Annotated in this window: 19 protein-coding genes and 1 pseudogene; 11 read left to right on the top strand and 9 right to left on the bottom strand. The window is 74.4% G+C overall.

Annotation, left to right across the window (positions count from 1 at the left end; genetic code table 11):
* Both BU198_RS32930 and BU198_RS32925 read right to left on the bottom strand, forming a co-directional pair.
* A pseudogene (locus BU198_RS32930) lies at positions 1-1,005 on the bottom strand (CbxX/CfqX); the annotation flags it as partial.
* 388 nt (positions 1,006-1,393) lie between these two features.
* Entirely contained in the window at positions 1,394-2,050 is a 657-nt protein-coding gene (locus BU198_RS32925) for a uridine kinase (protein WP_411293262.1), read from the bottom strand.
* Between the two features lie 210 nt (positions 2,051-2,260).
* Between BU198_RS32925 and BU198_RS32920 the strand changes: the two genes are divergently transcribed.
* Entirely contained in the window at positions 2,261-3,424 is a 1,164-nt protein-coding gene (locus BU198_RS32920) for an acyl-CoA dehydrogenase family protein (RefSeq protein WP_188300510.1), read from the top strand.
* Between the two features lie 74 nt (positions 3,425-3,498).
* On the opposite strand, the gene BU198_RS32915 is transcribed toward BU198_RS32920, so the two are convergent.
* Positions 3,499-4,029, bottom strand: a complete 531-nt coding sequence (locus BU198_RS32915) for a hypothetical protein (RefSeq protein WP_188300509.1) — start codon at positions 4,027-4,029, stop codon at positions 3,499-3,501.
* Between the two features lie 228 nt (positions 4,030-4,257).
* Here BU198_RS32915 and BU198_RS32910 point away from each other — a divergent pair, with 228 nt between their 5' ends.
* The 5 genes from BU198_RS32910 to fxsA all read left to right on the top strand — a co-directional run bounded on the left by BU198_RS32910 (position 4,258) and on the right by fxsA (position 9,244).
* Complete coding sequence (locus BU198_RS32910) at positions 4,258-4,698, top strand: Lrp/AsnC family transcriptional regulator (protein ID WP_045694655.1); 441 nt, start codon at positions 4,258-4,260, stop codon at positions 4,696-4,698.
* A gap of 31 nt (positions 4,699-4,729) precedes the next feature.
* A complete protein-coding gene (locus BU198_RS32905) occupies positions 4,730-6,370 on the top strand; it encodes an amidohydrolase (protein ID WP_188300508.1) in 1,641 nt (546 codons plus the stop codon).
* A 42-nt stretch (positions 6,371-6,412) separates the two neighbouring features.
* Positions 6,413-6,865, top strand: a complete 453-nt coding sequence (locus BU198_RS32900; protein ID WP_188300507.1) for an N-acetyltransferase — start codon at positions 6,413-6,415, stop codon at positions 6,863-6,865.
* Positions 6,866-6,960: 95 nt separating this feature from the next.
* Positions 6,961-8,607: an apolipoprotein N-acyltransferase gene (lnt, locus tag BU198_RS32895; RefSeq protein WP_188300506.1), complete on the top strand. Its 1,647-nt coding sequence runs from the start codon at positions 6,961-6,963 to the stop codon at positions 8,605-8,607.
* A gap of 55 nt (positions 8,608-8,662) precedes the next feature.
* Positions 8,663-9,244 carry an FxsA family membrane protein gene (gene fxsA, locus BU198_RS32890; protein WP_188300505.1) on the top strand — a complete coding sequence of 194 codons (582 nt, stop codon included), beginning with the start codon at positions 8,663-8,665 and terminating at the stop codon, positions 9,242-9,244.
* A 195-nt stretch (positions 9,245-9,439) separates the two neighbouring features.
* Here fxsA and BU198_RS32885 read toward each other — a convergent pair whose 3' ends face one another.
* From BU198_RS32885 to BU198_RS32875, 3 genes are all read right to left on the bottom strand, one after another.
* The gene (locus tag BU198_RS32885; RefSeq protein WP_188300504.1) at positions 9,440-9,814 is read right to left on the bottom strand and encodes an RNA polymerase-binding protein RbpA; all 375 of its coding nucleotides are present in this window, start codon (positions 9,812-9,814) and stop codon (positions 9,440-9,442) included.
* Positions 9,815-10,125: 311 nt separating this feature from the next.
* The gene (locus tag BU198_RS32880) at positions 10,126-11,739 is read right to left on the bottom strand and encodes a hypothetical protein (protein WP_188300503.1); all 1,614 of its coding nucleotides are present in this window, start codon (positions 11,737-11,739) and stop codon (positions 10,126-10,128) included.
* A 115-nt stretch (positions 11,740-11,854) separates the two neighbouring features.
* Positions 11,855-12,049 carry a hypothetical protein gene (locus BU198_RS32875; RefSeq protein WP_188300502.1) on the bottom strand — a complete coding sequence of 65 codons (195 nt, stop codon included), beginning with the start codon at positions 12,047-12,049 and terminating at the stop codon, positions 11,855-11,857.
* Positions 12,050-12,492: 443 nt separating this feature from the next.
* Here BU198_RS32875 and BU198_RS32870 point away from each other — a divergent pair, with 443 nt between their 5' ends.
* The 4 genes from BU198_RS32870 to BU198_RS32855 all read left to right on the top strand — a co-directional run bounded on the left by BU198_RS32870 (position 12,493) and on the right by BU198_RS32855 (position 15,180).
* Positions 12,493-12,909 (top strand): ankyrin repeat domain-containing protein, encoded by a 417-nt coding sequence (locus BU198_RS32870; RefSeq protein WP_188300501.1) that lies wholly within the window; start codon positions 12,493-12,495, stop codon positions 12,907-12,909.
* Positions 12,910-12,933: 24 nt separating this feature from the next.
* Positions 12,934-13,449 (top strand): GNAT family N-acetyltransferase, encoded by a 516-nt coding sequence (locus BU198_RS32865; RefSeq protein ID WP_188300500.1) that lies wholly within the window; start codon positions 12,934-12,936, stop codon positions 13,447-13,449.
* A 49-nt stretch (positions 13,450-13,498) separates the two neighbouring features.
* Complete coding sequence (locus BU198_RS32860) at positions 13,499-14,563, top strand: serine hydrolase domain-containing protein (protein WP_223245288.1); 1,065 nt, start codon at positions 13,499-13,501, stop codon at positions 14,561-14,563.
* A 116-nt stretch (positions 14,564-14,679) separates the two neighbouring features.
* Positions 14,680-15,180, top strand: a complete 501-nt coding sequence (locus tag BU198_RS32855; protein WP_188300499.1) for an NUDIX domain-containing protein — start codon at positions 14,680-14,682, stop codon at positions 15,178-15,180.
* Between the two features lie 7 nt (positions 15,181-15,187).
* On the opposite strand, the gene BU198_RS32850 is transcribed toward BU198_RS32855, so the two are convergent.
* The 3 genes from BU198_RS32850 to BU198_RS32840 all read right to left on the bottom strand — a co-directional run bounded on the left by BU198_RS32850 (position 15,188) and on the right by BU198_RS32840 (position 17,557).
* On the bottom strand, positions 15,188-15,838 hold the full coding sequence (locus BU198_RS32850) for a vitamin K epoxide reductase family protein (protein ID WP_188300498.1): 651 nt from the start codon (positions 15,836-15,838) through the stop codon (positions 15,188-15,190).
* Between the two features lie 90 nt (positions 15,839-15,928).
* Complete coding sequence (locus BU198_RS32845; RefSeq protein WP_188300497.1) at positions 15,929-16,741, bottom strand: thioredoxin domain-containing protein; 813 nt, start codon at positions 16,739-16,741, stop codon at positions 15,929-15,931.
* 153 nt (positions 16,742-16,894) lie between these two features.
* Positions 16,895-17,557 (bottom strand): hypothetical protein, encoded by a 663-nt coding sequence (locus BU198_RS32840; protein ID WP_188300496.1) that lies wholly within the window; start codon positions 17,555-17,557, stop codon positions 16,895-16,897.
* A 202-nt stretch (positions 17,558-17,759) separates the two neighbouring features.
* On the opposite strand from BU198_RS32840, the gene BU198_RS32835 reads away from it, so the two are divergent.
* On the top strand, positions 17,760-18,041 hold a 282-nt coding region (locus BU198_RS32835; RefSeq protein ID WP_188300495.1), incomplete at its 3' end, for a CHAD domain-containing protein.

The raw sequence follows: 18,041 nt of genomic DNA, 5'->3' as shown, positions 1-18,041 counted from the left end.
GTCGGTCAGGGCGCCGCCCGCCGGGGGGCCGTCCACCAGCCCGGCGTCCACCGAGGGCCCGCCGCCCGACGGCACCCCGCCGGCCGGCGCACCGTTCGACACCTCGTCGCCGGGGACGGTCGCGCCGCCGGGCCCGCCGATGTCCCCGAACTCCTCGCCGTACCCCGGCAGTCCGGCGAACCCGGCGTCCTCCGGGTACCCGGAGTCGACGCCGGGTCCGCCCGGTGCGTCCGTCCCGCCCGGGCGCCCGCCGAGCGCGGTGCCGTCCGGCAACGCGTCGGTGAGCCCGTCCGCGAGCCCGTCCTCGGCCGAGATGGCCGCCAGCCGGGCCGCGGTGTCCATGAACGCCGGGTCCGCCCGGTGCACCGCCCGGTAGAGCGGGAGCGCCGCCGCGCTGCGCCCGGCGCCGTCGTACGCCCGCGCCAGCCAGTACCGCAGCTCCTTGCGCTGCGGCTGCTCGGAGCGGCAGCGGGCCAGCGAGGCGGCCAGCGGCACCTGCGCCTGGGCGCACATGTCGAGGCGCACCCGTGCCATGCCGGCGAACAGCCCGGCCTCGATGCCGAGCAGCGGGTCGTCCAGCAGCCGGTCGGTGTCCCGGATCAGCTGTTCCCAGTCCTTGAGCAGGTAGGAGCGGCAGGCGTACAGGAAGCGGGCGGCGGGGTCCTCGCCGGGCGCCGGGCACTGCTCCAACGCCCGGTCCAGCTCGGCCAGATGGCGGCCGTCCAGCCAGTGCGAGGCGTGCGCGAGCGCGAGGTCGCGGGCGTCCTCCAGCACGGGCTGCACCCACCAGCCCAGCCAGTACCAGGAGCTGAGCGGCCGTCGGTGCAGCCGCCGCTGCTCGCCGAACCGCTTCTGGTTGCGGTACATGGCCAGCAGCGCGGCCGAGGTGTCGCTGCGCAGCGCGTGCAGGCCGAGCCAGGCGTCGGCCATCCCCGGGTCCAGCCGGACGGCGGCCCGGAACTCCTCCTCGGCCCGGGCGTACGCGCCGGCCGTGTAGGCGTCCATGGCGCGCAGCCAGGCACGGTCGGCGAGCCGGTCCGGCCCGCCCGCCGTGCTGTCGGAACTGTCCACCGTCGTCACTCACGCCCCCCGCGGTGCGGCCCGGGGCTCGGCCGGCGAGTCGCCTGCGCCCAGCCCGGCCGGTGGTCGTCGACCCCCTGTGGCGCGTCTGCGCCTGCCAGGAATCGTACCGGCGCGGGGCTGATCCGGAAGGGTGTGGCACCGAGTCAAATGTGATCGCGCGAGCGGTCGTTGAGCGGCCGGGCGGGGAAACCGGCGGCGGGGGAGCGACTTTCGGAAGGGGACCGGACGGCGTCCCCGGCTCACGGGGGAACAAGCCGGGGGCGCCGGGTCCGGGCGGCCGGAAGCAGGTGTTCCGGCGGCTGGGACGAACCTAGGTCCCGGTGATGTCGCAGGTCAAGGCGATGGTTGAAGTTTCACCCACGGTGCCCGGCACGATCCGGCCGGTCACCCCGTCGACCCTCGTCGCGGCGTACGGACGGCTCGGATCGACGGCGAAATGCGCCGATTCGGCCCGGGCCCAACCCGCCCAGAACCCGGCCAGTTCCGGACCGTCCCGCTGCTCGCCGCGCCGCCGGGCCGCGGCCGCCTCCAGCTCCATCCAGATCACCCGCGCCAGCCGCGGACGCACCGCCCGCCGTCCCGCGCCCACCCCCTCCACCAGCACCACCGGGGCGGCCGGCACCCGGGCCGTGCCCGCGAAACGGCGCAGCGTCCAGTCGTACACCCGGTACTCGGCGTCCCGGCCGGCTGCCAGCGGCTCCAGCACCTGTTCGCGCAGCCGTCCGGTCCACTCGAACAACTCCTCGTGGGTGGCCAGGTCGTCGAGGTGGACCACCGGGGCCCCGCCGAGCGCCGCCGCCAGCCGTCCGGCGAAGGTGGTCTTGCCCGAGCCCGCGTGCCCGTCCACCGCGACCAGCCGCACCGGCCCGCAGGACGGCGGCAGCGCGCGCAGCTCCGCCGCGAGCGCGGTCAGCCGGTCGTCGCGAGCGGACCGGAGCGGGGGCGGGAGAAGTTCGGATGCAGCCACAACGTCAACCCTACGGTGCCGTATCCCGCCACTGCGGACAGTTCAAATGTGCTGGTCGTGACGGCGGCGCGGGTTTCGGGCATACTCGCCTTCGCCACGACTGTGAACGGCCGTTCACCGCAACCCGGTGCCGGTCGGTCCGACTGCCACACCCCCGCCGGACCGGCCGACACCTCGGCCCGGCGCCCGATCGAGGAGGCGACCACCGCCATGACCCCCTCCCCTGTGAAAGCCGTGGAGCGCCAGCTGCCCAGCGAGGAGGCCCGCGAGCTGCTGAGCCTCACCCGGGACCTGGTCCAGCGCGAGATCCAGCCGCGCGCGGCGGAGGACGAGGCCGCCGGACGCTTCCCGCGGGAGGTTTTCCGCACCCTCGGCGAGGCCGGCCTGCTCTCCCTCCCGTACGGCGAGAAGCACGGCGGGGGCGAGCAGCCCTACGAGGTGTACCTCCAGGTGCTGGAGGAGCTCGCGGCCGGCTGGCTGGCCATCGGCCTCGGCGTCAGCGTGCACACCCTGTCCTGCCACGCGCTGGCCACCTTCGGCACCGACGAGCAGCGCGACGCCTGGCTGCCCGGCATGCTCTCCGGCGAGCAGCTCGGCGCCTACTGCCTCTCCGAGCCCCAGTCCGGCTCCGACGCGGCCGCGCTGCGCACCCGCGCCGACCTCGACGGCGAGGCGTACGTGGTGAACGGCACCAAGGCCTGGATTACCCACGGCGGCCGGGCCGACTTCTACAGCGCCCTGGTGCGCACCGGCGCCGAGGGCGCCAAGGGCATCAGCTGTCTGCTCGTCCCCGGCACCCAGCAGGGCCTGTCCGCGGCCCCGCCCGAGCACAAGATGGGCATGCGGTCCTCGCCGACCGCGCAGCTCCACTTCGACGGCGCCCGGGTCCCCAGGGAGCGGCTGGTCGGCGAGGAGGGGCAGGGCTTCCAGATCGCGCTCGCCGCCCTGGACTCCGGCCGCCTCGGCATCGCCGCCTGCGCGGTCGGCGTCGCCCAGGCCGCGCTCGACCTCGCGGTCGACTACGCCCGCACCAGGCGCCAGTTCGGCCGCCCGATCGCCGACTTCCAGGGCCTGTCCTTCATGCTCGCCGACATGGCCACCCAGATCGAGGCCGGCCGGGCGCTCTACCTGTCCGCCGCCCGGCTGCGGGACGCCGGCCGGCCGTTCTCCAAGGAGGCGGCGATGGCCAAGCTGTTCTGCACCGACGCGGCGATGCGGGTGACCACCGACGCCGTCCAGGTGCTCGGCGGCTACGGCTACACCCAGGACTTCCCGGCCGAGCGCTACATGCGCGAGGCCAAGGTGCTCCAGATCGTCGAGGGCACCAACCAGATCCAGCGCCTGGTGATCGGCCGGCACCTCACGAAGGCCTGAGGCCTTCCCCCACACGGCCTCCGGCCGTCACTCCAGGGTGCGGAGTGACGGCCGGAGGCATTTCCGATGACGGGTCAACTCGCCTTGGCGGTACGGGTGGTACGGGTGGTCAGCGCCGGACGACGGCGGCGCTGCTCCGGGATGGCGCCCCGCAGGGCCGTGACGGTCGGGCCGGCCGGCCCGACCGGAGCGGCCTGGCCGACCGCGGCGAGCCGCACCGGGCGGTGCGCGACGGCGTGCGAGAACGGCTGGGTGCGCCAGTCCAGCCCGCTCGGGAGCTTGAACAGCGCGTCGAACAGGACCGGTTCGGCGTCCTCCGAATCCTCGGCCTCGGCCAGGTCGTCCGTGGGCGTGCCCGAACCCGGGCAGATCGCGGGGGCGAAGGGGTTCCAGGCGGTCGGCAGCAGTGCGTGCAGCGGCAGCCGTTCCTCGTCCGCCACCAGGGCGATCGGGCGACGGCACTCGGGGCAGTGGACCCGGAAGATGTCCCAGGTGTCCGCCTCGCCGGGGTCGGTGCCCGGCATGTGGTCGACCGCGAGGTCCTCGCGGTCGGTCATATCGTCGGTCTCGTCGGCGCCCAGCACGCGCTGGTCGGTAGCAGGCATGAGGATCCCCCTAGGATCGGGCCCGGCGTGGTCGTCCAGGGCCACAACCAGCACTTCCCTGTGATCCGGACTCATAATCCTGCGCTTCTGCGCACCGTGATGCACCGGGTGTGTCCTTGGCCACACCGGTTGCCACATTCTCCCGGCACATGCCGTCTGGCACCTGGGAAACCGCTCCGTGCCACCTCGTGCGCCCCCCGTGCTCCCGACCGGGTAGGTTTGCGCACTGTGGAGGATCTCGACCAACGCATCGTCCAGCTGCTCCTCGAAGACGGCCGGATGAGCTACACGGACCTGGGCAAGGCCACCGGCCTGTCCACCTCGGCGGTGCACCAGCGGGTGCGCCGCCTCGAACAGCGCGGGGTGATCCGCGGCTACACCGCGATCATCGACCCCGACGCCGTCGACCTGGCGCTGACCGCGTTCATCTCGGTCAAACCCTTCGACCCGAGCGCCCCGGACGACACCCCGGAGCGCCTGGCGGGCCTGCCCGAGATCGAGGCCTGCCACAGCGTCGCCGGCGACGAGAACTACATCCTCAAGGTCCGCGTCGGCGCCCCCGGCGACCTGGAGGACCTGCTCGCCCGGATCCGCAGCGCCGCCGGCGTCTCCACCCGCACCACCGTCGTCCTGTCCACCCCGTACGAGGCGAGACCCCCGAAGCTCTGAGCGCGAACCGGCGGGGTGCAGACTTGGCCGCATGACCGAACGCACCCTCCCTTCCTGCCCGCCCTCGGACGGGAAGGGCCCACGAACCGTCCTGCTGCGCGGCGGCGCCGTGTACAGCCCCGCCGACCCCTTCGCCACCGCGATGCTCGTGGAGGGCGGGCACGTCGCCTGGGTCGGCAGCGACGGCGCCGCCGAGGCGTACGCCGCGACCGCCGACGAGATCGTCGAGCTGGACGGCGCCCTGGTCACCCCGGCCTTCGTGGACGCCCACGTGCACGCCACCGCCACCGGCCTGGCGCTCACCGGTCTCGACCTCACCGGCAGCCCCTCGCTGGCCGCCGCCCTGGCCGCCGTCACCGCCTTCGCCGAGGCCCGGTCCGAGCCCGGCGGGGTGCTGATCGGCCACGGCTGGGACGAGACCGGCTGGCCCGAGGGCCGCCCGCCCACGCTCGCCGAACTCGACGAGGCCGCCCGCGGCGCCGCGCTCTACCTCTCCCGCACCGACGTGCACTCCGCGCTCGCCACCAGCGCGCTGCGCACCCTCACCGAGGGCCTGGCCGAGGCGCCGGGATTCGACCCCGGGGGCCCGCTCACCAAGGACGCCCACCACGCCGTCCGGCAGACCGCGCTGGCCCGCCTGACCCCCGAGCAGCGCCGCCGCGCCCAGGGCGCCACCCTGGCCCGCGCCGCCGAACTCGGCATCGGCGCGGTGCACGAGTGCGCCGGCCCGGAGATCTCCTCCGAGGCCGACCTGACCGCCCTGCTGGCCCTGGCCGCGGAGGGCGAGGGTCCGGAGGTCTTCGGCTACTGGGGCGAGCTGGGGGGCGTCGAGACCGCCCGCAGGCTCGGCGCGGTGGGCGCCGGCGGCGACCTCTTCGTGGACGGCGCGCTCGGCTCGCACACCGCCTGCCTGCACGCCTCCTACGCCGACGCCGGGCACACCGGTACCGCCTACCTGAGTGCCGGGCAGGTCGCCGACCACGTCGCCGCCTGCACCGAGGCCGGGCTCCAGGCCGGGTTCCACGCCATCGGCGACGCCGCCGTGGCAGCGGTCGTCGAGGGCGTCAGGGCGGCCGGCACCAGGGTCGGCGCCGACCGGGTCAGGGCCCTGCGCCACCGCGTCGAGCACGCCGAGGCCCTGGACGACAAGACCGTCGCCGCCTTCGCCGAACTCGGCCTCACCGCCTCCGTCCAGCCCGCCTTCGACGCCGCCTGGGGCGGCCCCGAGGGCATGTACGTCCAGCGCCTGGGCGCCGAGCGGGCGGCGGCCCTCAACCCCTTCGCCGCGCTGCTGCGGGCCGGCGTCCCGCTGGCCTTCGGCTCGGACGCCCCGGTCACCCCGCTCGACCCGTGGGGCACCGTCCGCGCGGCCGCCTTCCACCACACCCCGGAGCACCGGATCTCGGTGCGCGCCGCCTTCACCGCCCACACCCGCGGCGGCTGGCGCGCCGTCGGCCGGGACCAGGATGGCGTGCTGGTGCCCGGCGCGGTCGCCAGCTACGCGATCTGGGCGGCCGGCGAACTGGTCGTCCAGGCGCCCGACTCCCGGGTGGCCGGCTGGTCCACCGACCCGCGCTCCGGCACCCCCGGCCTGCCCGACCTCACCCCTGGCCACCCGCTGCCGGCCTGCCTGCGCACCGTGGTCCGCGGCCGCACGGTGTACCAGCGGTAAATCCCGTGGAACGGCGGGCCGCCGCACCCTAGGTTGACCACCATGACCGCACCGGTGCCCGCCGACTTCACCGTCCCGCGCGAGCTGCTCGCCCCGGAGTTCCGCCTGGAGCCCCTGGGCGAGCGGCACAACGCCTCCGACCACGCCGCCTGGACGAGCAGCATCGCCCACATCCGCGCCACCCCCGGCTGGGCCGGCGGCGGCTGGCCGCCCGCCGAGGGCATGCCGCCGGAGCGGAACCTCGACGACCTGCGCCGGCACGCCGCCGACTTCGAGGCCCGCACCGGCTTCACCTACACCGTCCTGGAGCCGGACCGCGACGAGGTGATCGGCTGCGTCTACCTCTACCCGGACCGCGAGGACCCGTCCGTGCTCTCGGTCAGCTCCTGGGTCAGGGCCGACCGCGCCCACCTGGACGCCCCGCTGTACCGGGCCGTCTCCGACTGGCTCACCGGTCACTGGACGCTGCGGGAGTTCCGCTACGCCCCGCGCTGACCGGGCTACCACCCTGACCTCACGGGCCACCGACGTTCCGGGGTACCTTCTTCGCACAGCGTCCGAACAGCAAGCCCCAGGAAGATGGTGCGCCGGTGGCCACTCCCGTCACCCAGGAACGGTCCGAGGCCGTGCCGCAGCCCCAGGGGCCGGTGTCAGGACCGGGCCGCGGTGCCCGGGCGCTCGCCAAGGTCCGCGCCGGACTGCCCAGGACCGGCCTCGCCGCCCTGGCCGGCCTGCTGCTCGCCCTCGCCTTCCCGCCGTACGACCTGTGGCCGCTGTCGCTGCTCGGCGTGGCCGCGCTCTCGCTGCTCACCCGGGGCCGCACCTTCCGGCAGGGCCTGTGGACGGGCTTCGCCTTCGGCCTGCCGTTCTTCCTGATGCTGCTCAGCTGGCTGCGGGTGGTCGGCTGGGACGCCACGGTCGGCCTGTCCGTCGTGGAGGCGCTGTTCCTGGCCCTGCTCGGCGGTGCCCTGGCCGTCACCTCCAGGCTGCCCGGCTGGCCGCTCTGGTCGGCCTGCCTGTGGATCACCCAGGAGTGGGCCCGCGACCGGCTGCCGCTCGGCGGCTTCCCCTGGGGCCGGCTCGCCTTCGCCAACACCGCCACCCCGTACACCCCGCTGGCCGCGCTCGGCGGCGCGCCGCTGGTGACCTTCGCGGTCGCCCTCTCCGGCGCCCTGCTGGCCTGGTCCGCGCTGCGCCTGCGCGGGCCCGGCAGGGCCCCGAAGGCGGCCGCGCTGGCGGCGCTCGGCGCGGTGGCCGCGCTGCTGGCCGGCTACCTCGTCCCGGTGCCCACCGCCGCGGCCGACACCGTCAAGGTCGCCATCGTCCAGGGCAACGTGCCCAACCCGGGCATGGACTTCCTGGGCCGCCCGATGATGGTCCTCAACAACCACGCCGCGGCCACCGAGCGCCTCGCCGCCGACATCGAGGCCGGCAAGGTCCAGCGCCCCGACATCGTGATCTGGCCGGAGAACTCCTCCGACCTCGACCCGTTCAGCGACCCGCTCGCCCACCAGCGGATCGACGAGGCCGTGAAGGCGATCGGGGTGCCCACCCTGGTCGGCACCCTGGTGGACGGCCCGGACGCGCAGCACGTCCAGAACGAGGGCATCGTCTGGGACCCGGTCACCGGGCCGGGCGCCTCGTACACCAAGCAGCACCCCGTCCCGTTCGGCGAGTACGTGCCCTTCCGCGCCCAGCTGATGCAGGTGATCACCCGGCTCCAGCGGGTCGCCAGGGACTTCTACCCGGGGGACCACAACGGCGTCATGCAGCTCGGCCCGGCCCGGATCGGCGACGTGATCTGCTTCGAGGTGGCGTACGACGAGATCGTCCGGGACACCGTGGACAGCGGCGCCCGGGTCCTGGTCGTCCAGACCAACAACGCGACCTACGCCAGGACCGGCCAGCCCGAGCAGCAGCTCGCGATGAGCCGGCTGCGGGCCGTCGAGCACGGCCGGGCGGTGCTGATCGCCGCCACCAGCGGCATCAGCGCGGTGATCGCCCCGGACGGCAGCGTCCAGCAGCGCACCGAGGAGCTGACCGCGGCCCAGCTGTCGGCCACCGTACCGCTGCGCGACGGCACCACGGTCGCCGACCGGGTCGGCGCCGCCCCGGAGTGGACGCTGGCCGTCGGAGGCCTGCTGGCCTGCGGCGCGGCCCTGCTCATCGGTCGCCGGAAGAAGTCCTCCGCCGGAACACCGGCAGGCCGGGAATCGTTGGACCAGGTGGTGCCGTAGCCGGCCCGGACCTCCCGTGCGGCGCGCAGAGCACCGCTTGGAGTGGATTCGTACCGTGACCCAGCAAGCTACCCCCACCCGTCCGGCCCGGCGGAGCAGGCTCCGCCGGGTGCTGCCACTGCTGATCACCGCGTGGCTGGTGCTGGAGATCTGGCTGCTGGTCCAGGTCGGCTCGTGGCTGGGCGGCTTCACCGTCGTGCTGCTGCTCGTCGCGGGCGTCCTGATCGGCGGCTCGCTGATCAAGCGGGCCGGGCTGAAGGCGCTGTCGGCGGCGATCGAGCAGAGCAAGAACCCGCAGTCCGAGCAGCCGGAGACCGGCACCAGCATGACCGTGCTGGCCGGCCTGCTGCTGATCGTCCCCGGCTTCCTGTCGGACCTGGTGGCCCTGACCCTGGTCTTCCCGCCCACCCGGGCGCTGTGGCGGGTGGCCGGGCGCCGGGCCGCGGACAAGGCGCTGCGCGGCGCCGCCGCCACCGCGGGCGCCGACCCGTTCGCGGACGCGATGCGGCTCCAGGAGCAGCTGCGCATCCACCGTCCGGACGGCAAGGTGATCCAGGGCGAGGTGGTGGACCCGGAGACCGGCCCGCAGGGTCCGCAGGGCCCGGACACCACCCACCGTCCGCCGATCGCCGGCTGACCCTCCCGTTCCCGTGGACCGCCCGGACCGCCCGCCGGACCGGGCGGTCCGAGGCGCGGCGGACGTGCAGCCGGCCGATGCGGAACCGGGGCAGCGCTCACCGGACAACGCGACGCGCACCGGACAACGCGAAAGGGACCCTGGTGACCAGGGTCCCTTTTCGCGTCCTCCCGCCGGAGCGGGAGCGAGGTCGGGTCAGGCGCTCTTACGGGTGTCCCGCGGGTGCACCGCGAGGTTCATCCCGCCGGAGCGGAGCACGGCCAGCCGTTCGGCCAGCACCTCCTCCAACTCCTCGCGCGTCCGGCGCTCCATCAGCATGTCCCAATGGGTGCGCGTCGGCTTGGTCTTCTTCTCCTCCGGCTCGTCACCGTCGAGAAGGGCCGCTTCCTGGCCGCAGAAGCGGCATTCCCAGGTCGAGGGGATCTCCGCCTCGACCGAGAAAGGAACCTCGAAACGGTGTCCGTTCTGACATGCGTACTCGACGGTCTGGCGGGGAGCCAGATCGATACCACGGTCGGTCTCGTAGCTAGTGGCCCCGAGTCGCGTGCCGCGGAGAGCTCGCTCGCTCATGAATCGTGCCTCCCGGGCTTATGGCCCACAGGACTAGTGGTCGCTGTTCTTCGTCGTTCGGTCAACGCTCGGCTTCCGACGAAGATTCCCGTCCCGGGACATGCGTCGTCTGTAGTGCCGCCCCTGTTTGTACCCACCTGCGCCCGATTTGTCACATCTGGCCGGTGATATCACCCCAGGTGTCACCTATTTCACATCTGGTGATCGGGTGGACTTTCTGCGACGAGCGTACCGGGACGGGATTCGCCGGTGGGCGCCGACCCCCGCAGGGACCGGAAATCCGGGCCCGGAAGGGCCGGCCGGGCCCGCGGTCAGGAGATCGGTCGGGAACGGACCATCGGCTCGCCCTTCACCAGGTCGACCGGACGGACCGGCGCGGGCGTCCCGGCCGCCGGGAGCGTGGGCGGGTGCTCCGGGCGTGGCGGCACGGCGGCGGCCTCGATGCGGCTGTCCCGGTGCGGCAGCAGGGCGATCACCGCGTCCCGCAGCCGGTCCGGGGCCTCGTCGTCCAGCGGGTCGACGGTGGAGGGCACCTGGAGCCGGACCGGGGCGCCGTTGCCGATCCGGGCGTAGCCGCGGCCGACCGGGGCGTGCGAGGCGGGCGCGATGTCCAGCGCGGCCCCGAGCGCGGCGCGCCCCTCGTCGGGGCCGGCCGGGCCGAGCACCACCCGGGCCCTGGTGGTGGCGCGGACGGTGGCGGTGATCCGGTCCCCGGCCTCGACGTCGTCGGCGACCACCACGGTGACCCGGGCGGCCCGGCCGTGCCGCAGCGGGAGCTCCAGCAGGTCCTGCGGGTCCGGGCGGCCCTCGGCCTGGGCGAGCTCGCTCAGCTCGGTGGGGTGGTCCAGCAGCAGCCACAGCGGCCGGGTGACGTCCTCGGGCGGGGCGGTGCCGGCGTGCCGGGCGGCGTTGAGCGCGGCGAGCCGGCGCTCGGTCTCCCCGGCGGCCCACTCCAGGGCGGCCAGCGCGCCGTGCAGGCTGGTCTCCACGGTGTGCACGCCGGGCCGGTTCACCAGGCAGGCGTGCTCCCCGGTGCCCGCGCCGTCGACCACCACCAGGTCGCCGTACGGGAGGGCCTGGAGCGCGATCGAGCGCAGCAGGCTGGAGGTGCCGTAGCCGGTGACGCCGAGCACCAGCAGGTGCGGCTCGGAGGAGCGCGGGCCGGTGCGCCAGACCACCGGCGGCTGCTGGACGGTCGTGCCGCCCTGGGTGACCGGGATGGTCCTGGCGGTGCCGTCCTCGTCGGTGAAGCCCAGCACGATCTCGCCGGGGGCGGCCACGAAGCGCTGGGCGACGACGTCGGTGGGCAGCGGGGTCAGCGCGGCGATCCGCAGCCGGTTGGACTCCTCGTCCCAGTCGAAGCGGAACTCCCTGGCCCGGCCGGCCTTGCCCTGGACCACCTGCTCGATCCTGGCCCTGGAGGCGGGCTCGGTGTCGGTGAAGTACGCGGGGTAGCTCAGTTCCAGCCGGGCGAGCCGGCCCTCGCCGTCGAACTCCCAGGCGCTGAAGGCGCTCCGGTAGCCGCCCTCGAAGTGGTACAGCGGGTTGGCGTCCTCGGGGCCGCACAGGTACGGGGTGAGCGCCGCGTAGAGGGCACCGAGCTTGACGTCGGCGACGTCCGGGGCGGGCGGCGCGGGCGCCGCCTTGGGGGCCCGGCCGGTCCAGGCGGCGCTGGCCATCAGGGCGATCAGGGCGAACAGCAGGCCGTGCGGCAGCAGGTAGACGCCGATCCCCATGGCGGCGGTCAGGAAGAGCGTCGGGCCGCGGCGCTCCTTCGGGGTGGTCTGCCAGCGCTCCTTGGCCCAGTCGGCGTGGTGGCGCAGGCCGCGGCCGATGACGGAGAGCGGGGTGAACATGTCGGAGGCGTGGTCCCCGGCGGTCCGGGCGATCGCGCGGCCCCTGCTGAGGTGGCGGTGGAGCGGCATTCCTTGACTCCCCGGGCGGCGGGACGGGTGGGGTTCGCGGGTGGGGTGCGACGGGGCCCGGGGCGGTGGGATCCGCGCCCGGGCCGGTACGGGGATACGGGGAGGCCGGGGCCGGCTAGAACCTGATGCCGCTCAGCAGGCTGGCGAGGCTCGCGCCGCCCGCGGTGATGCTCGGGGCGATCGAGGAGCCGGCGATGTAGAAGCCCAGGAGGGCGCAGACGATGGCGTGGGAGACCTTTAGTCCGTCCCGGCGGAAGAAGAGAAAGGCGATGGTGCCGAACAGGACGATGCCGGAAATCGAGAGGATCACGTTCCGCTCCTCGGAAGGGGAACCAGCAGGGGTGTTACGGAAAGTGCACTAATCGTGACAAAAAGTAATAGATGATGGAACGGCGCAAATGGGTGGTTCTGCCGTTCAATGCCCTTCCGGCGACCGGACGGCGGTAGGGGAACCGGTCGGTGCGGGGGCCGGGCGGCGCGGGGATTCCGTGCGCCGAGGCATTCCCTGGCGGCGGGCGGGAAGTTTCCGGGGGGTCGGGGAAGTTCGCTCGAATGGCTGCGCAACGCACGTGGTCGTGTGTCGAGGCGGGGGCGGGCTGTCATCCGGATTCCGGAAGCCCGCTGGCCCGTCGCGGCACCGGCCGCTACCGTGCCCTGGCGCAGCCCGTGACCGTCTCGAAGCACCGCCCGAAGCACCGTCCCGGGAGCCGTCCCGGGAACCGACCGAAGACCCGACCGGAAAGGCCGCCCGCCATGACCGACGCCGCCAGCCAGCAGCCCGCCGACGCCCCCGACGCCGAGGTGATCGCGCTCGCCGGGAAGCTCTTCGACGCCGCCAGGGCGGGGGAGACCGACACCCTGGGCGCCTACCTGGACGCCGGCGCCCCGGCCGACCTCACCAACGACCGCGGCGACCCCCTGGTCATGCTCGCCGCCTACCACGGTCACGCCGCCACCGTGGCGGAGCTGCTCCGGCACGGCGCCGACCCGGATCTCGCCAACGACCGCGGGCAGACCCCGCTGGCCGGCGCCGTCTTCAAGGGCGCCACCGACGTGCTCGACGTGCTGCTGGCCGGCGGCGCCGACCCGCGGGCGGGCACCCCCAGTGCCGTGGACACCGCCCGGATGTTCGGCAAGGACGAGCTGGTCGCCCGGTTCGAGGTCCGCTGAGCGGGGACCGTAGGCTCTTTCCCCATGAGTACCAGCACCGCCCAGGACACCGGCACCGTCGAGTTCCGCGTCACCGGCTACGCCCACCCCGACGCCCAGGCCCTCTCGGCGGAGGTGCAGCAGGAGTACGTGCGCCGCTACGGGGACCCGGACGAGACCGTCATGCACCCCGAGGACTTCGAGGCGCCGGCCGGCCTGTTCATGATCGTCTACCTGGACGGCCGTCCGGTCGCCTGCGGCGGCTGGCGGGCCAAGCAGGCCGGCCCGGACGACCTGCGCGACGGTGACGTCGAGCTGAAGCGGATGTTCGTGGTCCCCGACGCCCGCGGCCGCGGCCTGGCCCGTGCGGTGCTGCACCGCCTGGAGCGGAGCGCGATCGAGGCCGGGCGGACCCGCGTCATCCTGGAGACCGGCACCGAGCAGCCCGAGGCCGTCGCGCTGTACGAGTCCGAGGGCTACGCCGCGATCCGGAAGTTCGGCATCTACAAGGACCACGAGCAGAGCATCTGCCTCGGCAAGGAGCTGACTCCGGCGGTCTGAGCGGCGGCCGCGCGGGGAAGGCTCACGTCGCCTCGAAGGGGGGGACGGGATGAGTCATCGCCGACCGGCGTCCGGCACCGACGGGCTCGGCATGTCCGGAGTCGACCGGCTGGTCGGGGAGGGCGCGCGCACCGTCGGGGCGGGTGCCGTCTGGGCCGTCGGCGACGCCGGCGGCACGCTCGGCGGCGGCAGCCACGGCCTGCTCGGCCAGGGGCCGTACGCACGGCTGCGGCCCGGGCCCGACACCCTCCACGACCTCGCCAGCCTCACCAAGATCGTCGCGCTCTGGCCCTGCGCCGGGGTGCTGTGGCAGTCCGGGCGGCTGCCGCCGGACGAGCCGCTCGGCCGCTGGTGGCCGCCCGCCGCCGGGCACCCCGCAGGAGAGGTGACGGTCCGTCAACTCCTCGCCCACACCGCCGGAATGCTCCCGTACACCCGGTTCGAGCAGCTCTACGGGCGGGACCTCGCGGCGATCAGGGCCGGGGTGCTCGCCGCCCCGCTGCACCGCCCGCCGGGTACGGCCGTCGAGTACACCGACCGGGCCGCCGTGCTGCTGACCTACCTGGTCGAGGACCTCGCCGGCGCGCCGCTGGACGAGCTCGCCGCGCGCTGGGTCTGGGAGCCGCTCGGCATGGCCGACACCCGGTACGGCCCGCTCGGCACCGTGCTCGCCGCCCGCACCGCGCCCACCGAGTACGACGAGCGGACCGGCGCCCACCTGCGCGGAGTCGTCCACGACCCCTCCGCCCGGCTGCTCGGCGGGGTCTCCGGCAACGCCGGGGCGTTCTCCACCGCCCGCGACCTCGCCCGCTTCCTGACCGCGCTGCTCGCCCCGCCGCCCGGACTGCCCTGGGGCGGGGCGTGGATCGACGAGTCGCTGCGCGAGCAGACCGGCGGCCTCGTCCCCGCCCGCGGCCTGTCCTGGCTCTGCGCCCCCGGCACCGATCCGGCCGAGGGCACCTTCGTCCACTACGGCTTCACCGGCACCGGCTTCTGGATCTCCCGGCGGCTCGGCCGCTGGGCCCTGCTGCTCACCAACAAGGTGCACTACGACCGGGGCGTCGCGCAGCTCACCGAGCTGCGCAACGCCTTCCGGCAAGCCGTCTTCGGCTAGCCGGCCCGAGCCGCCCCCGTCGGCACTCGTTCGGGTGGACTGCGCGTGAACCGCCGTTTGGCGGGCGGGGATCGCGGCAGATTGTCCCCGAGGACGGCGGTCGGCGGAGGGGCACGATGACGGACACCTGGGCGCTCTCGGAGGAGGAGTGGCTCGCCGGGATGGTGCGCGCCTACGTCGGGTGCAGCGTGCTGCTCACCGACGCGGCGGGCAAGGTCCTGCTGCTGAAGGCCAGTTACCGCGACCAGTGGCAGTTCCCCGGCGGCGGGATGGACCCGGGGGAGGGGCCCGCCGAGTGCGCGGCCCGGGAGCTGTACGAGGAGACCGGGCTGGCGGTCGGGCCGCTGCGGCTGCTCGTGGTGGAGTGGCGCGAAGCCATCCCCGACCAGGGCGAACACGCCCACCCCGCCGTGCAGTTCATGTTCGACGGAGGCACGGTCGCCCCCGGGGCGGTGGTCAGGGCGCAACCCGAGGAGGTCGCCGACCACGGGTACTTCACCCCGGCGCAGGCCGCCGTCCTGCTGCAGCCCGGTGCGGCGCGCCGGCTCTCCGGGGCCCTGGAGGCCCGGCGGACCGGCGCCGCCGCACTGCTGCACTCCCACGGGTACGTGGGGTGAGGGACGGTCAGAGGAGGGTGCTCCAGTAGTACCAGAACCGGTTGAGCACCAGCAGCGCGATCACCGCCGCCCACAGCACCGGCAGCGCCCAGTGGTACCGCGCCGCCTCCCGGACGGCCACCGCCAGCCGCGGGCCCACCGGGATCACGCCGGAGCGCAGGTTGTGCAGCGTGGTGTACCAGAACAGCACCACCACCGTCGCCCAGACCACCATGCAGTACGGGCACAGCGCACCGATGTCGTACAGCGCCTGGTCGACCAGCCAGTGCACGAACACCACGCCCAGCGCGGTGCCCGCGTTCAGCCCCAGCCAGAACCAGCGCCGGTACGCGGCACCGGAGAGCAGCCCCGCGCCGATCGCGGTCAGCGCGCCGAAGGCCGCCAGCCCGAGCAGCGGGTTCGGGAAGCCGAAGACCTCCGCCTGGTCGGTGCGCATCACCGAGCCGCAGCTGATGACCGGGTTGAGGTTGCAACTGGGGACGTAGGAGGGGTTCTCCAGGATGCGGAGCTTGTCGAAGGTCAGGACGGCCGAGGCGGCCAGCCCGACCAGCCCGCCGAGGAACAGCAGGAACGCGTAGGCGCGGCTCGCGCCGACCGGGGCCCGGCCGGCGTCGTCGGGTTCGGAGCGGGACAGGTGCACGGTGGTAGCGGCGGTCATGGCAGCACACTCCGGTGGCTGGCTGGGAGGAGCCGGCCCGGCCGGATGGTCGGCCGGGCCGGGTTGTGCCGTACGGTGCGGGGCTCCGGCCTACTGGAGGCCGGCGGCCTGCTTCACCTGCGCGCTGAACTGCTCGGCCGGGACCACGGCGTTGCCGGCGAACAGGGTGATCGTCTTGCCGTCCACCTTGACCGTCGGGGTGCCGGTCACGCCGCTGCCGTTGAACGCGTCGGAGACCTTGGCCGCCCACGGGGCGTAGGTCTTGTCGGTCACCGCCTTCACGAAGGCGTCCGTCTTCAGCCCGGGCACCTGGCCGGCCAGGTCCAGGATGTGGTCGACGTCGCCGAAGGCGTCCTCGCGCTCGTCCGGCTGGTTGGCGTACAGCACGTCGTGGAACGCCTTGAACTGGTCCACGCCCTCGTTCAGCGCGGCTCCGGCGGCGGCCAGCGCGGTGCGCGAGCCCTTGCCGCCGAGGTTCTTGTCCAGGAACGCCGCCAGGTGGAACTCCACCTTGATCTGGCCGTCCTCGGTGAGCTTCTTGACGGTCTCGCTGTTCGCCGCCTCGAAGTGCTTGCAGATCGGGCAGCGGAAGTCCTCGTAGATCTCCATGGTGTGCGGGGCGTCGGCCTTGCCGTAGGTGATCACCGTGCCGTCCGGGCCGGAGGCGTTGGCGGGCGCGACGAACGGTGCCGAAGCGGCCGCGGTGCCCTTGTCGCCCTTGTCCGAGGCCGAGTTGATCGCGACGGCGACGCCGCCCGCGAGGGCCAGGACGGCGACGGCCGAGACCGCCACCACGATCCGCTGACGGCGCTTGCCGGCCTGCTGCTCGCGGCGCTGCGCCTCCTGGATCCGCTCACGGGCACTGACGCGCTTGGCCTGCTGCTTGCTGGGGGTCTGAGCCATGGGGAAGTCAACTCCTGTACGCGGCGCGCGGGTGCGCGCGGGAAACCGCACGGGGTGCGGCGGGGTCGGGTGAACGCGGGAGTCGTGCGCACTGCCTGCGGGCGCACCGGGGCCGTCCGGCCGGGTACGGGGTGATCGGAGGGGGAAAGGCGATCAGCAGGCAGGCGCGAAGGCGGGCGGACCACGCCGGGGTGCCGGGCTCAGCAGCACGTCCTCGCGGCGCGGCCGCGGGCGGTCCGACACCGGCAGCGGCACCCTCAGCACCGGGCGGACCGGAGCCGGGGTCAGCAGGACCACCAGGGCGTGCAGCGGGGCGGCCAGCGACTCGCGCAGCGTGCGCATCGCCCGGGCCAGGCCCGACAGCGCCGCGTCGCCCAGCCGCAGCCAGGCCGAGGCCGCCAGCGCGATCACCAGGTGCGCCAGCAGGAGCAGCAGCTGGGTCGCCGCCGGTGCCAACTGTCCGACGTGGCCCAGCAGCGAGCCGTCCACCGAACCGCCGCCACAGACCAGCAGGTTCACGCCGCGGGCGGGCACCTGGCCGGTCAGCACCGGCGCACAGCCGGTCTGGCCCAGGTTGAACATGGTGTTGAGCAGCAGCTCGACCGGCACCATCACACCGCAGATGTGCAGCAACCGCCGCTCCCCGCCGGCCAGCACGGCCGCGACCAGGAAGACGACGACACCCGCCGAGGCCACCAGCGGCAGCGGCAGCGGGCGGCCCGTGATGACCACCTGGCCCAACGCGGCCATGGGCACGGCGAGCGCGGTGAACACCGCGGCCCGCAGGGCCCTGGTCGAGGGGGAGGAGGTCGTCACGCTCCGGAGTATGCCATGGCGCTCACATCCGCACGAGGGCCCGTAGGTCCCTGGTCCGGCTGACGTGTCCTCAGTGGCCCGAGAGGTCTCCCGTGAGGTCTCCGGTGGGGGCTCGGGCGGGATCTCCGGTGGGGTCGACAGCGGCCGTACGCGCACTAGCCTGGAAGGCGTTCCCGCTGACCCGACGAGGGGGCGAGCGCACATGGCGAAACCCGAGACCACGGTGGGGCAGGTCCTGCTGGCCCGGATCGAGGCGCAGGCGGTGGTGCTGGCGGAGCTGGACGACGCCGTCCGGGCCGACGAGCCGGACGCCGTGCACCGGATGAGGGTCGCCTGCCGGCGGCTGCGCAGCGCCCTGCGGACCTTCCGGCGGCTGTTCACCGCCGGCGCCACCGACGATCTGGCCGCCGAGCTGCGCTGGCTCGCCACCGCCCTCGGCGGGGCGCGGGACCGCGAGGTGCTGGCCGCCCGGCTGGCCGCCGAG

The organism is Streptomyces sp. CBMA156 (assembly GCF_014596515.1).
In the GTDB taxonomy this organism is placed as follows: Bacteria; Actinomycetota; Actinomycetes; order Streptomycetales; family Streptomycetaceae; genus Kitasatospora.
The sequence above is the reverse complement of the archived record's forward strand: the minus strand, read 5'-3'. Positions and strand labels throughout refer to the sequence as shown.